We start from the raw sequence: 15,603 nt of genomic DNA on the forward strand, positions 1-15,603 counted from the left end.
CCGCTAGTCAGATAGGGGCGGGCGTTGGCGTTACAATGGCGAGCGAATAGGTCGTCGCCCTTACTACTCTTCAAAGAGAAGATTTGCGTTCCTCTCTCCCCAGCGCCTGATCTCCTGCCAGATGTCATGAGCGGTTTCGGCGTAGCGGAAGAGAAGGCGGTCATGTGGCTCGATGACGCCCTCTTCGAGAAGGAAGTCGACGTCGAAGGCCCGCCGCCAATAGTTCTCGCCCACGAGAATGATCGGCATCGGCTTGACCTTGCCGGTCTGAACAAGGGTAAGCGTCTCGAACAGCTCATCGAAGGTGCCGAAGCCTCCCGGGAAAGCGACCAGCGCCCGCGCGCGCAGCATGAAATGCATTTTGCGCAGCGCGAAATAGCGAAAACGCAAGCAAAGCGACGGAGTGACATAGCTATTGGGAAGCTGCTCGTGTGGCAGGGTGATGTTGAGCCCTACCGTCTCGGCGCCGACCTCGAAAGCGCCGCGGTTCGCCGCCTCCATAATCCCAGGACCGCCGCCGGTGACAATGGCGAGGCGCGGCTGATCCCCGCTCTCTCGCGCCGCGCCGACGAGCGCGCCAAATTCGCGCGCTATTTCATAGTAGCGCGAATTGACGCAAATGCGTTTCGCGACCGCGAGCCGAGCGGAAAGCGTCGCATCGCCGGGATTTGAATTTGCGAGCGCCTGCGCTTCAGCGAGCCGGCTTTCCGCCAGAGCGGGTTCGACGATGCGTGTCGAACCGAAGACGACGATCGTGTCGGTGACGCCGTGACGGCGCAGGAGCAATTCGGCCTTGAGGTATTCGAGTTCGAGGCGCGGACCGCGCGCTGCGGCCGAGCTCAGAAATTCGAAGTCCTCGTCGGCCTTGCGGTAGGAGGGACTCGAGAGGATCGCCTGCAGCCGCTCGGCCGCGGCGCGATCAGGGATATGGGGCGCGGGCAGCCGGGACGGCGCGCCTTCATCGGGTTCGGGCCGAGGATTTCCCTCTTCATCGCTTGCGCTCAACCGTGCACTCCCTGGCGCTTTTCTTTATTTCCGTGTCTGCCCGGCGTATATGACCCGCCGGACGCCGGAGGGCGAAGATTTATCAAGGAGCAGGGCGAGCACGCATGGCCGGGCATAGTCAATTCAAGAATATCATGCACAAGAAGGGCAAGCAGGACGCGATCCGCTCCAAGCTCTTTTCCAAGCTCGCCCGCGAAATAACCGTCGCCGCCAAGATGGGCCTGCCCGACCCCAACATGAACGCACGCCTTCGCGCCGCCGTTCTCGCCGCCAGGGCGGAGAACATGCCCAAGGACAATATTGAGCGGGCGATCAAGAAGGCCTCCGGGGCCGACGCGGAAAACTATGATGAGGTGCGCTACGAAGGCTATGCGCCCGGCGGCGTCGCCGTGATCGTCGAGGCGTTAACCGACAATCGCAACCGGACGGCCGGCGAAGTGAGGTCCTATTTCACCAAGGCCGGGGGTTCGCTCGCCGAGACCGGCGCCGTCTCCTTCATGTTCGATCGGGTCGGCCTTATTGAATTCGACAAGAAAGCCGCTACGGAAGACGCCATGATGGAGGCGGCGATCGACGCTGGCGCCGAAGACGTCTCGACGACAGACGAGACTCATGAAGTGATCACTTCCCTCGAATCGCTGCGCGACGTCGCCAGGGCTCTCGAAGAGAAATTCGGAGAGCCGCGCAAGGCGGCGCTCGTCTGGCGCCCGCAGAACACGATCAAGGTCGACGACGATTCGGGCGAGAAGATCTTGAAGCTCGTCGGCTCGCTCGAGGACAATGACGACGTTCAGAACGTCTACGCCAATTTCGAGGTCTCGGACGCGCTCGTCGCCAAGCTCGCCGGATAGCTCCGTGCGATAACGCCAAGCGCGCTCCGGGTGAGAGATGCACAACAAGCGGGGCTATCACCACGGGTCGCTCAAGCAGGCGCTCATTGACGCCGCTCTGGAAATCCTCGCCGAAGGCGGGCCGGCGGCGCTGACGCTCACCGAAGCGGCGCGCCGCGCCGGCGTTTCATCCGCCGCGCCTTACCGCCATTTCACCGGACGCGACGCGCTGATCAGTGAATTGGCGCGTCGCGGCTTCGAGACGTTTGGCGCGCGAATCGAGGCGGCGTGGGACGAAGGCCGGCCTGACGCGAAAAGCGCGCTACGCGCGATGTGCGGCGCCTATCTGAAGTTCGCGCGGGACGAGCCCGGACTCTACGCGGCAATGTTCGGGCGGGCGCAGACGCTCGCCGATCCCGGAGCGGGCGGCGCCGCCGATCATGCGCTCGAAATTCTTTGGCGCGCCGTCGTCGCCTGGTTGCAGCAAGCGGGCGCGCCCGCGCAAGGCGCGCGTTACGCGGCGCTGCAAATTTGGTCGCTCGCGCATGGCGTCGCGATGTTGACCATCTCCGGTCATTTCGATCCGGTGAAAAGCGCAGATCCTGCGCTCGTGCTCGAAAGCGCCGCGCAAGGCGTGATGGAAAGCGTGGCGGCGCGCGCCAAATCCACGGCGGTTTAATCTCTTATAAAGCGCAATCGCCGAATTACGCGCCGTCTTTAATCCTTCATTAACGTTAACGCCCTCAAATGAAGCAAATCCTAATTGCGTGAGGCTGTCGTGCCGCAAGCGTCTTCGAGACACATTCGCTTCAGGGGCCGGTCCTTTCCCGTTCTAACGCTCGAACCGGAGCTGCCCATCGAAGACTGGTTCGAGCAATTGGACGGATTGCTTGCGCAGTCTCCTGCCTTCTTCGCCAAGAAGTCGATCGTCATCGACCTCGCGAAACTGACGCTGGAGCCATCGCAACTTAGCGAACTTCTCGAAAACTTGAGCCGGCGCGGCATCCGCGTCATGGGCCTGTCCGGCGTGGACCCTTCATGGGCGTCGGACGAACTGCCGCCGATTCTGGCCGGCGGTCGCGCCACCCCTCAACCGCCGGCGGAAGCGGATTCCGTTAAGGATGCAGGTCCCGGGTCGCTGACCTCAAGCGAAGAAGCGGCCTTCAAGGACATTGCGAAGTCTCTCGGTTCAGATGGCGCGACCGGCGTCAAGTCAGCCGCGCCGGCGCCAAGCGCCGCGCCGCTCATCCTTCTGGAGCCGGTGCGCTCCGGCCAGTCGATTTATCACCCTGAGGGCGACGTGACCGTCATCGGCTCCGTCGCGTCGGGCGCGGAAATCATGGCGGGCGGCTCGGTCCATGTCTACGGAACGCTGCGCGGCCGCGCGATGGCCGGCGCTTATGGCGAGAAGCGCGCGCGAATTTTCTGTCGCAGGCTTGAAGCCGAGTTGCTCTCGGTTTGCGGCGTCTATCTCACCGCCGAAGAAATCTCGGCGAACATGCAGAGCCAACCCATTCAGGCCTGGCTCGACAACGAGACGGTCAAGATCGCACGGCTCGATTAAAAGAGGACGGGACAATGTCCAAAACTTTGGTGGTCACCTCCGGAAAAGGAGGCGTGGGAAAGACAACGTCGACCGCAGCGCTCGGCGCCGCGCTGGCGCAGCAAGGCCATAAGGTCGCAGTCGTCGATTTCGACGTCGGCCTGCGCAATCTCGACCTTGTGATGGGCGCCGAGCGGCGCGTGGTCTACGACCTCATCAATGTCGCGCAGGGCGACGCCAAGCTGCATCAGGCGCTCATTCGCGACAAGCGGCTTGACAACCTCTATCTGCTGCCCGCTTCGCAAACGCGCGACAAGGACGCGCTGACGGAAGAGGGCGTGCAAAAGGTCATCGGCGAATTGCGCGAGAAGTTTGACTGGATCGTTTGCGACAGCCCGGCCGGAATTGAACGCGGCGCGACTCTCGCGATGCGCTTCGCCGATCTCGCCGTCGTCATCGCCAATCCCGAGGTCTCCTCGGTGCGCGACTCAGACCGCATCATCGGCCTGCTCGACGCCAAGACCGAACGCGCCGAAAAAGGCGAGAAGGTCGACAAATATCTACTTCTCACCCGTTACGACGCAGGGCGCGCCGCGCGCGGCGAAATGCTGAGCGTCGACGATGTGCTGGAGATTCTCTCCATTCCGCTCATCGGCATCGTGCCCGAGAGCGAAGAGGTTCTGCGCGCCTCGAACGTCGGCGCGCCGATCATCCTACACAATGCGATGAGCGCCGCGGCGCGCGCTTATTCGGAAGCGGCGCAGAGACTATGCGGCGAAAGAACGCCGGTCACCATTCCCTCAGAGAAGAAGGGTTTGTTCGTTCGGCTCTTTGGTCGGAGGGCGGCATGAATATTTTTGGATTGTTCGGGCGCCGCAGCGCCACCGCGCCGGTCGCGCGTGAGCGCCTGCAGATTCTTCTCGCGCATGAACGCAAATCGGCGCGCGATTCCGATCTGATCGGCGTTCTGCATAAGGAAGTTCTCGCCGCGATCTCCAAGCACATAGCCGTCGACCCCGATAAGGTCATGGTGAAGATGCATCGCAAGGACGATGTCTCGCTGCTCGAAATCGACATCGAGATCGAGTCGGAGGCCACGCTCGAAGGCGATGTCGCGTTCGAAGAGGATGTGAGCGGCAAAGCGGCCTGAGTTTTCCCAGCCCGAGAGCTTCCAACTCTTCGACGACCCTGAGAATGCGCAGGCGCCGCGCTGAGTGTTGCGCCTAGCGCATTGATCTCAACAACCTTTTACGGCGCGAGTCGATTTTCGGTCAGGCGCCCCTTTGCGCCAATGTTAATGCATATTACATTGGTGTCGGCCCCGCTTCGCGGCGGGCGGCCGTTGACAAAACTGGAGCCCATCATGAGCTGCCATCGTTATTCCCGCATGTCGTCGTCTGGAGAGCGCGGATCGCCCTGGGGCCATTGCGGGCGGATGCCCTGGAGGCCCTATGAGATCGCGGCGGTGATCCTCGGCTTTTTCATCTTCTGGCCGCTCGGCGTCGCGATCCTGTTCTGGAAGCTTTGGCAGAAGAGCCAGGGCTATGAAGGCGATCTATTCGCCTTCGCCCAGGAGCAGGGCGCGCGCGTCAAGGAAGCGGTGAGCGGCGTCGCCCGCGAGACTTCGGCGGGTTGGGGCGGTCCGTCCTTCATGCGCTCGACCGGCAATGTCGCTTTCGACGAATGGCGCGAAGGCGAACTCGCTCGGCTCGAGGAAGAGCGCCGCAAGCTCGCTGAAGCGGAGCGCGATTTCGCCGAGCACATTGAGCAGCTGCGCCGCGCCCGCGACCGCGAGGAATTCGAGTCTTTCATGCGCGGCCGCAAGAACGGCGAGAGCAAAGGCGCGTAAAGCCGCTTAGGCCGCGGCGCGCTGACCTGCACAAGAAGAGGCGCAAATCGGCGAATGTCCGATTTGCGCCTCTACCTTTTTGCGGCCGGCCAGCAGAACAACATAAAAATCCTGCGCCGCTGTGCGAGCGGCATCTATGATTCAGCGACGGCTCGCGGCTAGAGGTTCGCCTCGCACGCGACTTTCTTAACGAGGAATGACGGACCCTTTCCGCGTCAGAAGGCCCCCTCTGACGAATCCGATCTTGCCGTTGTAAGAGACGTGGCACCAGCCCCTGCCGAGCCCGCTTTTACAGCGAAGAACGTCGACTTTTTCGCCGCCGGGAATCGTTTCGATGACCCGTGAAAACATGCTCGCGCGCCGTTTTAGACTGGCTGCGTTCGTCGTCACGACTGGCGCGACGACGACCTGTGATCCGGACGTCCCGAGCGCAGGCGCGTTCACCCATCCCGTCTTCGAACCGTAGCGGACCTGGCACCAGCTATGACGCCAGCCCGGGTTGCAGCTCAACACTTGCACGTCAGTTCCGGCCGGGATCTCACCGATTCTGCGCCACGACATTCCCGGTCCAGCGCGTAGCGTGGCCGGACTTTGGGCGGTGGCCGCCTGGGCGATGTCCTGGACAAGAAAAGCGACAAGGCCGACCGTCGCTGCAGCGAGCATGTTTCGCATGACGAATTCTCCTATATTAACAACAACAACTTTTGTCTTCCTGCGTTGCACAGATATATCGGGCGAGCGGACGGAGATTTCTACTACGCCGCTTTGACGGTCTCTCAGCAATGCTCCGACTCGTTCATTGTTCTGGAGACGAGAAGAAGACAAACCGCGGCGCTTGACTGTTTTTCAGTTGGGACAGGCCTAAAGCTTTTCTAGAGGGGGATTTACACAAAATTTCCGAGATAGGCGGAGCGCGACAACGCCCGCCGCCGCAGGCAGTCGCCATCAGGCCACACCTCCCAAATATCTGCCCGTTAACTACACTTTTCGACCCTGAATTAACGCGCCGACGGCAATCCTCGCGGCATGGTCCGCCGCGCCAATCCATTGCTACCGCTTCTGGCGCTCGCAGCGGCGGCGCTTTCTTCTTGCTCCATCGGGCAGAAGCCTCAGCGGCCGGCTTGGCGCACCCAGGCTGAAAACGCCTGTCTTGCCGAAAAGCGCGTCAATCCTTCCGAATTCATCGCGCTCGCGCAGGAAGTCGACGGTCCCGGCATCTGCGGCCTCACCAGACCGTTCAAAGTGACGGCCCTCCAGGAGGGTGCCGTCTCCTTTAACGCCACCGCCACGCTCGACTGCTCGATGGTCGCCGAGCTCGACGCATGGCTCGCCGATACGGTGCAGCCCGCCGCGAAGGCGCGTTTCGGACAGCAGGTCGTTCAGATCAATTCTATGGGCTCTTATGCCTGCCGCGGCATGAACAATCAGCGGTGGGCGCAGCTTTCGGAACATTCCTTCGGCAACGCGCTCGATATCGGCGGCTTTGTGCTCGCCGACGGCCGCGAGATCACGCTCATGCGCGATTGGTGGCGGGGGGACGAACAGACCCGCGCCTTTCTGATGGACGTGCATCGCGGCTCATGCGGCCATTTTTCGACGGTGCTGTCGCCGGGTTCGAACGCCTTCCACTACAACCATATTCACGTCGATCTGGCGTTACATGGCCGCTCAGGCCGCAGCATTTGCAAGCCCGAGCCGCAGGAGACTTTGCCGCCGCCCGATCCGTCGCCGCTCATTGCACAAAGCCGCACGCCGCCGCCGGCTCAAGACGACGAGACCGACAATGACACGACCGGCAAGCCGCCGCTCGCCGCCTTCGAGGGCGGACGTGACGGCTTTGGACCTGTCGCAGGACCTGAGGCCTATGCCCCGCCTCCGCCTCCGCCGCTGCCGCCGCGGCGCGACGAGATCGGTCAGTTCATCGAAGAGACGGAACAGACTTCGAGCATCAGCCGGCGCAGGAGGCTATAGTATTCTCCGATCGCCGGTCTGCGTCAGCGCTTGCCCGCGCCCATATTCACGAGCCGCAGAATGAGCCAGGCCGGGATGACGAAAACGGCGCCTGCGAGCACATAGCTGACAAGCTCCCTCACCGCGCCGAAGCCCAGTTGATAGATGCGGTCGAAGAAGGCTTGTACGCCGCGGAAAATATCGATCGGCCGCAGTTCGAGCCACATCAGCAGCGCGCCGACGACGAGCGAGATAAAAAACAACCGCACGAAAGTGTTGAGCGGCGAGCCGCCAAGGAAATTTTCAAGCGTATTGTTCGACGCCATCTCTCTGGTTTCCTGTGCAAGTTCGTCGGAGCCGGGTAGCATCAGCAGATCGCGCCGGACCTCGCGCTGCGCCAGCTGACGCGGCTTGTCGAGATGCGGCCAATTGGCGAAGGGTCCCTGATCAGCCATCGGGGCGCTCCTGCGGACGCGTCCTAGGGCTCACAAAGAGCCTCCGGGCGACGCCTCTTCGCGGAAGATGCGCATTATGCGGCGCAGAAACCGCTCGGTAAAGGAGAGCGCGCGCTCAAACTGCTCTTCATTTGGCACATTATTTGGCGCATCGTTCGGCCTTGCCGCAGGCGGATTTGGCGCGGCCTCGGCGCGCGCTTTGAGCGCGGCGTTCTCCTTGCGCAGCCGGTCGATCTCCGCTTCGAGTCCGGCGCGCTCTTCGGCGCCAAGCCGGCATATCGTGACGCCGTCCTTCACCGAACAATAAGAGAGCGCGCCTGTTTCCTTATTCAGCCGCACATAGCCGCCTTCTGCCGGCGTCAGCGTGAAGCGTTCGCCTTCCGGCGCCACGATCGGCGGCGGCGTCTCAGCGAACGCCGGCGCTCGAAAGACGACGACAACGCCAATGGCCAGTAAAACACGCCGTGATTGGCTCATGCGCCGCCACTTTAATGGAGAAGTTTGATCGCAAATGGGCGCTCGTGGCTTGCGCGTCAATGGCGTCGGCGCGGCCTCGCGCTGGCCTCAGCTCGACCGCCCGCGCTTGAACGCCCGGACGGCCTCGGCCATATAGCTATAGCCGGAGCGCTTTAGGGTTCTGGCCGAAGAGGCGCCAACAGGGCTTCATTCACATGTCGCGTCCGCCGCTCAATTCGCCGTTCCTGCTCGGATTCGATGAAATCGAACGGGCGCTCGACCGCGTCGCCCGCACCGCGTCGGATGGCTATCCGCCTTACAACATCGAACGCATCCCGCGCAGCGACAGTGCGCCGGAGCTGCTTCGCATCACGCTCGCCGTCGCCGGCTTCACCCGCGATCAGCTCGACGTCTCGCTCGAAGAAAACCAGCTCGTCATCCGCGGTCGACAGACCGAGGAGCGGGAACGCCATTTCCTTCATCGCGGCATCGCCGCGCGGCAGTTTCAGCGCGCCTTTCTTCTCGCCGAAGGGATGCAGGTGCTCGGCGCCGATCTCGTCAACGGGCTGCTCTCCATCGATCTGGCGCGGCCCGAGCCCGAGCGCGTGATTAAAAAAATAGAAATCGTAGCGCGCGATTGAGAAGCGCTCTATCAGGAGCCATGTTCGAGCTTGCCGTCGCGCTAATATTGATCGTGATCAACGGGATTTTCTCGTTGTCCGAACTCGCTATCGTTTCATCCCGCAAGGTTCGGCTGAAGACTTTGGCCGCGGAAGGGCGCCGCGGCGCCGCCGCCGCTCTGGCGCTGGCCGATAATCCGGGACGTTTCCTCTCCACCGTGCAAATCGGGATCACGCTTGTCGGCGTCCTCGCGGGCGCTTTTTCCGGCGCGGCGCTGGGCCAGCGGCTTGCGCAGGAGCTGCGCGCGCAAGGCCTGTCGGGCCCGGCCGCGGACTGGATCGGCTATGGCGGGGTCATCGGCTTCATCACTTATCTCTCGGTGGTGATCGGCGAATTGCTGCCCAAGAACATCGCCCTGCGTCACGCGGAAACCATCGCCTGCCGCATGGCGGCGCCGATGGCCTTTCTTTCCGCGCTCGGCGCGCCCGTCGTCTGGCTGCTCGATGCGTCGACGAGGCTCATTTTGTTGCTCGTCGGCCAGTCAAGCGAACTGCAGTCCGCGGTGACTGACGAGGAAATCAAGACCCTCGTCGCCGAGGCGCATTCGGCGGGCTCGATCGAAGCCGACGAACAGCAGATGATCGCGGGCGTGCTGCGTCTGGGCGACCGCGCCGCGCGCGCGCTGATGACGCCGCGCGCCGAAGTGGATTGGCTCGATCTCAGCGAACCAGAGGACGTTCTGCGCCAAAAGCTCGTCGAAGCGACGCACGCGCGCCTGCCGGTCAGCCGCGGCGACATGGACGACATGATCGGCGTATTGCTCATTCGCGAATTGCTGGGGCCGGCGCTGCGTGGCGAGCCGCTCAATATCGAAGCCCATGTGCGGCCGGCGCCGGTCGTGCCCGATTCGATCGACGCGCTCGACGCGCTGAACGTCCTGCGCGAAGCCGAGACGCCGATGGCGCTGGTTCACGACGAATATGGCCATTTCGAAGGCGTGGTGACGCCGGCCGACATTCTCGACGCGATCGCCGGCGCCTTCAGGTCCAACGAGGGCGATGAGGAGCCCGAGGCGATCCGGCGCGACGACGGCAGCTGGCTGCTCGCCGGCTGGATGCCGGTCGACGAAATGGCCGAGCTGCTGCGCGTCTCGCTGCCCGAGAGCAGAAGTTATGAGACCGTCGCCGGCCTCGTGCTCGATGGGCTTATCCGCTTCCCGACGCTTGGCGAAACGGTCGAGAAGCTCGGTTGGCGCTTCGAGGTCGTCGATCTCGACGGCCGCCGCGTCGACAAGGTGCTTGCCTCGAAAGTGCCCGCAGAGAGTCAGTAGCGCTGACTCAGATTCCTGCTCTGCCTAGCGTTGGTTTGATGCAGTTGTCCGGCTGTCGAAAGCGCCATGAGGACGTCCGGTCAGAAGTCTTCCGCGCTCTCTAATGATACGTCTTGACGCTCGGGAAGAATTCCCGAAAAACACAGGATCACATCCCAATAAAGTCGTTATTTTTCAGTAGTGTAGATAGCATGTCACACCTTGGAAATATTAGCTCTGCAGCCAAGCTGACGAGGGACGGAAAGTTGTTTCCAGCGGTATAACGCCCAGGCTAACGCCATGGGGCAGAAATGATCGGTTCCAAAAAACAAGCTTCTCTGATTGCGCTTGCCGCATCGCTGGCGTCTGGGGCGGCGCATGCCCAGCAAGCGCTCCCAACCATTGAAGTCGGCGCAACGCCTCTACGCTCTACCTCTCGTCCTTCGCCAACTGTCGCCGCTGCCCCCGCCATGCATCCGGCGGGGGCTACGCCCGCGCCGGCCCCCGCTCCCTATATTTCGCCGCTCGTGACCTATCAGGTTCCGGCGTCCGTTCACGTCGTCGACAGCCAGGAAATCGCCAATAGCCGCAAGTTTAACCTCGGCGAGGCGCTGCAACGCACAGCGCCCGGAGTGGCGATCAACGATGTCGGCGGCAATCCCTCTTTCCCCGAGGTTGATTATCGCGGCTTCGTCGCTTCGCCTTTCGCTGGCGTGCCGCAAGGTCTCGCCGTGTTCCAGAATGGCGTTCGCATCAATGAGATGTGGGGCGACACCGTCAATTGGGACTTGATTCCGAGCGTCGCCATCGACCGAGTCGCGATCGAGACGGGCAACCCTCTCTATGGTTTGAACGCCATCGGCGGCGCCATCGTTCTCGACATGAAGAGCGGCTTCACCTGGCAGGGCTCAGAGCTTGATATTCGCGGCGGCTCCTTCAATCGCCGTCAGGGCGTATTTCAATATGGGCGTAAGATCGCAGATTTCGCCCTTTATGCCGCTGGCGAGGCGTCGGGCGATTCCGGCTACCGCTATTTCTCCGGCTCGCAGATCAAGCGCTTTTACGGCGACATCGGCTATCGCGCCGAAAGCGTCGAGATTCACGCCAACGCCACGCTCGGATCGAACCATTTTGGCGCCTCTGGGCCAGCGCCGGTGGAGCTGGTGGCGGGAGACAAGAGTTCGACCTACACGACGCCGCAGACATACAAAAATCAGGTCATGATGTTTGACCTCAACGGCGTGGTCGACGTCAGCCCGACGACAAGACTGCTCGGCGACATTCATTATCGCGGCTACAATCAGGCCCGCGTCGACGGCAATACCACCGAGTTCGAATGCGAGGGCGGGCAGGCCTTTTGCGCCACGGGCGACGGTCAGCCCACAAGCGTGCCGAATTTTTTCAATACGGGAAACGAACTCATCCAAGGTCCAGCGCTTGGCGCGATCGACCGCACCTGGACGAAGATCAATACGATCGGCTTCACCGGGCAGCTCAATAACACAGATAAGATTTTCGGCTTTCCGAACAGGTTCACCGTCGGCGTCAACCTTGAACACGGATATACCGGCTTCAAGGCGAACCAGGAGCTTGGAATCGTCAACGCCGACTTCACGGTCACCGGCTTCAACTACTTCACCAATGAGCCGGCCGCCGGCATCGCGCCGGTCAATCTCAACGTCTCGAATTACTATTTGGGCGCCTATGCGCTGGACGCGCTCGATCTGGCCGACCAACTCACTGTCACCGGCGGCTTGCGCTACAACCGCGCCAGCGTCCAGATGTATGACAATATGGGCACGGCGCTGAACTCGACCCATATTTTCGATCACATAAATCCGATGGGCGGCCTGACGTACAAAATCACGCCGCAGATCGCCGCCTTCGCCAGCTATTCGATCGCAAACCGGGCGCCGACGCCGCTCGAACTCGGCTGCTCGGACCCGAACCGCCCCTGCGTGATCGACGCCTTCCTGGTGGCCGATCCGCCGCTGAAGCAGGTGACGTCCAACACGATCGACATGGGCCTGCGCGGCGGCTTCAGACCCGCCGAAGCTCTGCCCGACATGCTCGCTCGCTTCCCCGGAACGCTTCAGTGGTCGGCGGGAATATTCAGAACCAATGTCTTCGACGACATTCTCAGCATTCCGAGCCAGATCGTCGGCCGCGGCTATTTCACCAACGCCGGCAACACCGTGCGTCAAGGCGCAGAATTGTCCATGCGCTACGCCGACGAGCGCATGTCGGCCTATGTGAATTACACGCTGACCGACGCCTATTTCAATTCGCAGAACATCCTCGGCTCGCCGAACAACCCCGCGGTCCTTGCGGTTGGGTCGACGGGCGTTCTGGTCAATCCAGGCGCCACGCTTCCGTCGATTGCGCGCCATCGTTTCAAGACCGGCGTCGATTATGCAATGACGCCAAAATGGAAGGTCGGCGGCGATTTCGTCTATGCGACCGGTCCCTATCTCGCGGGCGACTGGGCCAATCAGTTCGGGACGCTGTCGCCCTACGGCATTCTGAACCTGCGCACGTCCTATGACATAACGCCCTATCTGCAGCTCTATGCGTTGATCGAGAATGTGACGAACACGCGGGCGCGCAGTTTCGGCACATTCTTCGAGACGAACGCGATCAACTTTGCGAATTTCTATAATCCGAAGATGGTCTCGGTCGGCCCGCCGACGGCGTTCTATGCCGGCATGAAATGGAATTTCGGCGGGGAGCCGACCGGCTGGATGGCTTTGGCGCCGAACGAAGCCGCGCGCGAAACAGCCAACGCGACTGTCCCGCGCAAATGGGCGGGCGTCTATGCCGGCCTCAACGCGGGCTACGGCTGGGGCTCAAAGACGGGCGTTCGCGTAGGGCCCAACGGTTTCGCCGACAACTTCGCCGGACTCTGGAACGAGAAGATCGTCGCCGAGGATCCGGTTGAAGGCAATGCAGCCTGGTGGAGCTTGTTCCTGCCCGGCGCGGCCGCGGGGGCGAACACTGGATACGCCAAAGTGAACCGCGACGGCTTCGTTGGCGGCGGCCAGATCGGATGGAACTATCAGGACGAATCTGACGTCGTGCTCGGTCTCGAAGCCGATTTTCAGGGGACGCTTTTCCGCGGCAAGGGTTCCTATAGCGGCGTCCTTGTCGAAAATGCGGGATATATCGATAAGGAAGAGGACGGCGACCTCGAGAGCCTTGTGTTGACACGTCAATCCTTCGGCGGCGGCGCGGTTTCGGCGTCGACGCACTGGATGGGCACCTTCCGCGGAAGGCTCGGCTACGCGGTCTCGGACACGCTTCTGGCTTATGGGACGGGCGGTCTCGCTTACGGCGACGTCCAGGCGTCGGCAGTGCACTTCAACGCCTCAAGCATCCAACGCCAAAACACTTTGGGCGTGACGGCGTGGAGCTACATGAATCCTGCCGCGCTGGGCGGAGCCGCCTATTCAGGACTCAAGGCCGGCTGGACTGCGGGCGGCGGCGTCGAGTGGATGTTCGCCGACAATTGGAGCGCCAAGGCCGAAGGCCTCTATTACAATCTCGGCAGCGTCGATCTCATATCGTCTCCGCTTGTGACGACGTGCTCGAGTCAGGCGACAAACACCTCAGGCGGCGCCTGCGCCAGAGGCGCGTCGAGCGCGAACCGCATCGCGCCGGGAGGCCTTCTCTGGGCCAATAGCCCTGTGACCAAGGTCGTGTTCGACGGCGTCATCGTTCGCGCCGGCCTCAATTACCATTTCAACTGGGGAGCTGATCTTCTCAATTCCGCGCTCTGAACCCAGCGTCAATCAGCGTCGCGTCAAAGCGCTGGAACCGCGAGCGCTCCCGCGACTGCGGAAACGCTAAGGCATATAGGCAGTGGAAAGAGGTTTTCGCCGGGCTTGGCCTTGGCCCAGCTTGGCGCGCCGCTGGCGCGCCATGTCGGGGGGCTTTAATGCAGGCTGACCATCTGAAGATGGTTTTCACGGGCGTTGCCGATGCAGCCTTCTTCCGAATCCGCAAGCACAATCGGCGCGCCATCCGCGCCGAAGAGCGCGAAGATCGTCAGCCCTGGCGCAATATGAGGCGCCTGCGGGTACAGCCGGTTGACGTCCTCTGAGCGCATCGGCCGCACATAAGCGATGAGGCCATCGCCCAATTGTGCGAACTGCTCGGCCGTCAGCAAAGACTCTCTCGTTTCGGTCGCGGCTTTCATGTCCATCTTCACCTCCATGGCGGTCCTTTCGCCCCCGCCGACGACGCCCAGTAAGCGGCGCGCCGTCAGAAAGTAGATGTGTATGCTTTGGAGATTTTGAAGAGGCGCGCGCGGCTACAGGCCGAGCGCAAGCCTTGCGGGGTCTTCCAGCAACTCCTTGACTCGAACGAGGAAAGTCACCGCTTCTTTCCCGTCGACCAGCCGGTGATCGTAAGAAAGCGCCAGATACATCATTGGCCGCGCTTCGATTTTGCCGTCGAGGACCACGGGCCGCTCCTCAATCTTGTGCATGCCGAGAATGCCCGCTTGCGGCGCGTTCAAAATAGGCGTGGACATCAGCGAACCATAGACGCCGCCGTTCGAAATCGTGAAGGTGCCGCCTTGTAAATCGGCGATGTCGAGGGCGCCGTCTCGCGCTTTGCGGCCGAGATCGGCGATCGCTGTTTCGATCTCCGCAAGCGACAGACGGTCGGCGTCGCGCACCACCGGCACCACGAGGCCCTTGTCGGTGCCGACGGCGACGCCGATGTGGCAGAAGCGCTTATAGATGATGTCGGTTCCGTCGATCTCCGCATTGACGGCTGGGATCTCTTCAAGCGCTTGGCAGCAGGCCTTCACGAAAAAACCCATGAAGCCAAGCTTCACGCCGTATCGCTTCTCGAAGGACTCCTTGTAGCGTTTACGCAAGTCGATGAGCGCCGACATGTCGACTTCGTTGAACGTCGTCAGCATGGCCGCGGTGTTTTGCGCTTCTTTCAGCCGTCGCGCGATCGTCTGGCGCAGGCGCGTCATCTTCACCCGCTCTTCGCGGCGGGCGTCTTCCTGCCGAACGGGCGCGCGCGGCGGCGGGGCTTCCACTCGCGCCTCCTGCGCGGGAAGCTCCTGCACGCGCGTTTCTTGCGCAGACTGGGGGACCGCCGATTGTCGGGCGGCGAATTGGACCACGTCGGATTTCAGCGCTTGTCCGCGCTTTCCGCTGCCGGGAACCTGAGCAATGTCGATTCCCTGTTCGACCGCGATTTTGGCGGCGGAAGGCGAAGGAGGCATCGCCGTCGCTCCAGGCGCAGCTAGCGCTGGCGCGGCTTGCGTTGCGGCTGGCTTTGGCGCGCCTGGTTTGGCGGCCGCCTCGCCGCCCTTCGCCGGCGCCGTCGCGCCTTCGGCGATCTGCCCGAGCAACGCGCCGGGGCTGACGGTTTCGCCCTCCTTGGCGACGATCTCGGCGAGCACGCCCGCCGCGGGCGCGTTGACTTCGAGCGTGACTTTGTCGGTTTCGAGTTCGGCGAGAGCCTCGTCGGCGCGCACCGCGTCGCCGGCTTTCTTGAACCAGCGGCCGATGGTCGCTTCAGTCACCGATTCGCCTAGGGTCGGCACGCGAATTTCAGCCATCGGC

Annotated in this window: 16 protein-coding genes; 10 read left to right on the plus strand and 6 right to left on the minus strand. The window is 62.3% G+C overall.

Going from position 1 to position 15,603, the window contains the following annotated elements; genetic code table 11:
• Positions 1-63: 63 nt before the first annotated feature.
• The gene (locus FEV16_RS09505) at positions 64-1,005 is read right to left on the minus strand and encodes a TIGR00730 family Rossman fold protein (RefSeq protein ID WP_138167383.1); all 942 of its coding nucleotides are present in this window, start codon (positions 1,003-1,005) and stop codon (positions 64-66) included.
• A 104-nt stretch (positions 1,006-1,109) separates the two neighbouring features.
• Between FEV16_RS09505 and FEV16_RS09510 the strand changes: the two genes are divergently transcribed.
• From FEV16_RS09510 to FEV16_RS09535, 6 genes are all read left to right on the plus strand, one after another.
• Positions 1,110-1,856 carry a YebC/PmpR family DNA-binding transcriptional regulator gene (locus FEV16_RS09510; RefSeq protein ID WP_138167384.1) on the plus strand — a complete coding sequence of 249 codons (747 nt, stop codon included), beginning with the start codon at positions 1,110-1,112 and terminating at the stop codon, positions 1,854-1,856.
• Positions 1,857-1,893: 37 nt separating this feature from the next.
• Positions 1,894-2,514: a TetR/AcrR family transcriptional regulator gene (locus FEV16_RS09515; protein ID WP_138167385.1), complete on the plus strand. Its 621-nt coding sequence runs from the start codon at positions 1,894-1,896 to the stop codon at positions 2,512-2,514.
• A 99-nt stretch (positions 2,515-2,613) separates the two neighbouring features.
• Entirely contained in the window at positions 2,614-3,399 is a 786-nt protein-coding gene (gene minC / locus FEV16_RS09520) for a septum site-determining protein MinC (RefSeq protein ID WP_138167386.1), read from the plus strand.
• Between the two features lie 14 nt (positions 3,400-3,413).
• Positions 3,414-4,229, plus strand: coding sequence for a septum site-determining protein MinD (gene minD / locus FEV16_RS09525; RefSeq protein WP_138167387.1), 816 nt, complete (start codon positions 3,414-3,416; stop codon positions 4,227-4,229).
• A complete protein-coding gene (minE, locus tag FEV16_RS09530; RefSeq protein ID WP_138167388.1) occupies positions 4,226-4,528 on the plus strand; it encodes a cell division topological specificity factor MinE in 303 nt (100 codons plus the stop codon). The genes minD and minE overlap by 4 nt, the downstream gene beginning before the upstream one ends.
• 213 nt (positions 4,529-4,741) lie before the next feature.
• Entirely contained in the window at positions 4,742-5,227 is a 486-nt protein-coding gene (locus tag FEV16_RS09535) for a DUF2852 domain-containing protein (RefSeq protein ID WP_138167389.1), read from the plus strand.
• 186 nt (positions 5,228-5,413) lie between these two features.
• Here the strand turns inward: FEV16_RS09535 and FEV16_RS09540 are convergent, their stop codons facing one another.
• The gene (locus tag FEV16_RS09540; RefSeq protein ID WP_138167390.1) at positions 5,414-5,899 is read right to left on the minus strand and encodes an SH3 domain-containing protein; all 486 of its coding nucleotides are present in this window, start codon (positions 5,897-5,899) and stop codon (positions 5,414-5,416) included.
• A gap of 354 nt (positions 5,900-6,253) precedes the next feature.
• Between FEV16_RS09540 and FEV16_RS09545 the strand changes: the two genes are divergently transcribed.
• A complete protein-coding gene (locus FEV16_RS09545) occupies positions 6,254-7,198 on the plus strand; it encodes an extensin family protein (protein ID WP_138167391.1) in 945 nt (314 codons plus the stop codon).
• Positions 7,199-7,221: 23 nt separating this feature from the next.
• On the opposite strand, the gene FEV16_RS09550 is transcribed toward FEV16_RS09545, so the two are convergent.
• Positions 7,222-7,632 carry a DUF6460 domain-containing protein gene (locus tag FEV16_RS09550; RefSeq protein WP_138167392.1) on the minus strand — a complete coding sequence of 137 codons (411 nt, stop codon included), beginning with the start codon at positions 7,630-7,632 and terminating at the stop codon, positions 7,222-7,224.
• 30 nt (positions 7,633-7,662) lie between these two features.
• Positions 7,663-8,109 carry a hypothetical protein gene (locus tag FEV16_RS09555; RefSeq protein WP_138167393.1) on the minus strand — a complete coding sequence of 149 codons (447 nt, stop codon included), beginning with the start codon at positions 8,107-8,109 and terminating at the stop codon, positions 7,663-7,665.
• Between the two features lie 194 nt (positions 8,110-8,303).
• Here FEV16_RS09555 and FEV16_RS09560 point away from each other — a divergent pair, with 194 nt between their 5' ends.
• The 3 genes from FEV16_RS09560 (at position 8,304) to FEV16_RS09570 (ending at position 13,794) form a co-directional block, all read left to right on the plus strand.
• Positions 8,304-8,729: an Hsp20 family protein gene (locus FEV16_RS09560; protein ID WP_138167394.1), complete on the plus strand. Its 426-nt coding sequence runs from the start codon at positions 8,304-8,306 to the stop codon at positions 8,727-8,729.
• Positions 8,730-8,749: 20 nt separating this feature from the next.
• Positions 8,750-10,039, plus strand: a complete 1,290-nt coding sequence (locus FEV16_RS09565; RefSeq protein ID WP_138167395.1) for a hemolysin family protein — start codon at positions 8,750-8,752, stop codon at positions 10,037-10,039.
• A 290-nt stretch (positions 10,040-10,329) separates the two neighbouring features.
• The gene (locus tag FEV16_RS09570) at positions 10,330-13,794 is read left to right on the plus strand and encodes a TonB-dependent receptor (RefSeq protein ID WP_246657252.1); all 3,465 of its coding nucleotides are present in this window, start codon (positions 10,330-10,332) and stop codon (positions 13,792-13,794) included.
• A gap of 155 nt (positions 13,795-13,949) precedes the next feature.
• Here the strand turns inward: FEV16_RS09570 and FEV16_RS09575 are convergent, their stop codons facing one another.
• Complete coding sequence (locus FEV16_RS09575) at positions 13,950-14,219, minus strand: DUF1150 domain-containing protein (protein WP_138167396.1); 270 nt, start codon at positions 14,217-14,219, stop codon at positions 13,950-13,952.
• Positions 14,220-14,327: 108 nt separating this feature from the next.
• On the minus strand, positions 14,328-15,599 hold the full coding sequence (odhB, locus tag FEV16_RS09580) for a 2-oxoglutarate dehydrogenase complex dihydrolipoyllysine-residue succinyltransferase (protein WP_138167397.1): 1,272 nt from the start codon (positions 15,597-15,599) through the stop codon (positions 14,328-14,330).
• Positions 15,600-15,603 lie beyond the last annotated feature (4 nt).

Origin of the sequence: Methylocystis sp. B8 (assembly GCF_005771425.1) — a bacterium.
Classification (GTDB): Bacteria; Pseudomonadota; Alphaproteobacteria; order Rhizobiales; family Beijerinckiaceae; genus Methylocystis.

Coding starts and splice junctions, on each gene's coding strand:
- FEV16_RS09560 (WP_138167394.1), top strand. CDS start 8,304: ATGTCGCGTCCGCCGCTCAATTCGCCGTTCCTGCTCGGATTCGATGAA.
- FEV16_RS09540 (WP_138167390.1), bottom strand. CDS start 5,899: ATGCGAAACATGCTCGCTGCAGCGACGGTCGGCCTTGTCGCTTTTCTT.
- minE (WP_138167388.1), top strand. CDS start 4,226: ATGAATATTTTTGGATTGTTCGGGCGCCGCAGCGCCACCGCGCCGGTC.
- FEV16_RS09555 (WP_138167393.1), bottom strand. CDS start 8,109: ATGAGCCAATCACGGCGTGTTTTACTGGCCATTGGCGTTGTCGTCGTC.
- FEV16_RS09535 (WP_138167389.1), top strand. CDS start 4,742: ATGAGCTGCCATCGTTATTCCCGCATGTCGTCGTCTGGAGAGCGCGGA.
- FEV16_RS09570 (WP_246657252.1), top strand. CDS start 10,330: ATGATCGGTTCCAAAAAACAAGCTTCTCTGATTGCGCTTGCCGCATCG.
- FEV16_RS09510 (WP_138167384.1), top strand. CDS start 1,110: ATGGCCGGGCATAGTCAATTCAAGAATATCATGCACAAGAAGGGCAAG.
- minD (WP_138167387.1), top strand. CDS start 3,414: ATGTCCAAAACTTTGGTGGTCACCTCCGGAAAAGGAGGCGTGGGAAAG.
- FEV16_RS09565 (WP_138167395.1), top strand. CDS start 8,750: ATGTTCGAGCTTGCCGTCGCGCTAATATTGATCGTGATCAACGGGATT.
- FEV16_RS09545 (WP_138167391.1), top strand. CDS start 6,254: ATGGTCCGCCGCGCCAATCCATTGCTACCGCTTCTGGCGCTCGCAGCG.
- odhB (WP_138167397.1), bottom strand. CDS start 15,599: ATGGCTGAAATTCGCGTGCCGACCCTAGGCGAATCGGTGACTGAAGCG.
- FEV16_RS09550 (WP_138167392.1), bottom strand. CDS start 7,632: ATGGCTGATCAGGGACCCTTCGCCAATTGGCCGCATCTCGACAAGCCG.
- FEV16_RS09515 (WP_138167385.1), top strand. CDS start 1,894: ATGCACAACAAGCGGGGCTATCACCACGGGTCGCTCAAGCAGGCGCTC.
- FEV16_RS09575 (WP_138167396.1), bottom strand. CDS start 14,219: ATGGACATGAAAGCCGCGACCGAAACGAGAGAGTCTTTGCTGACGGCC.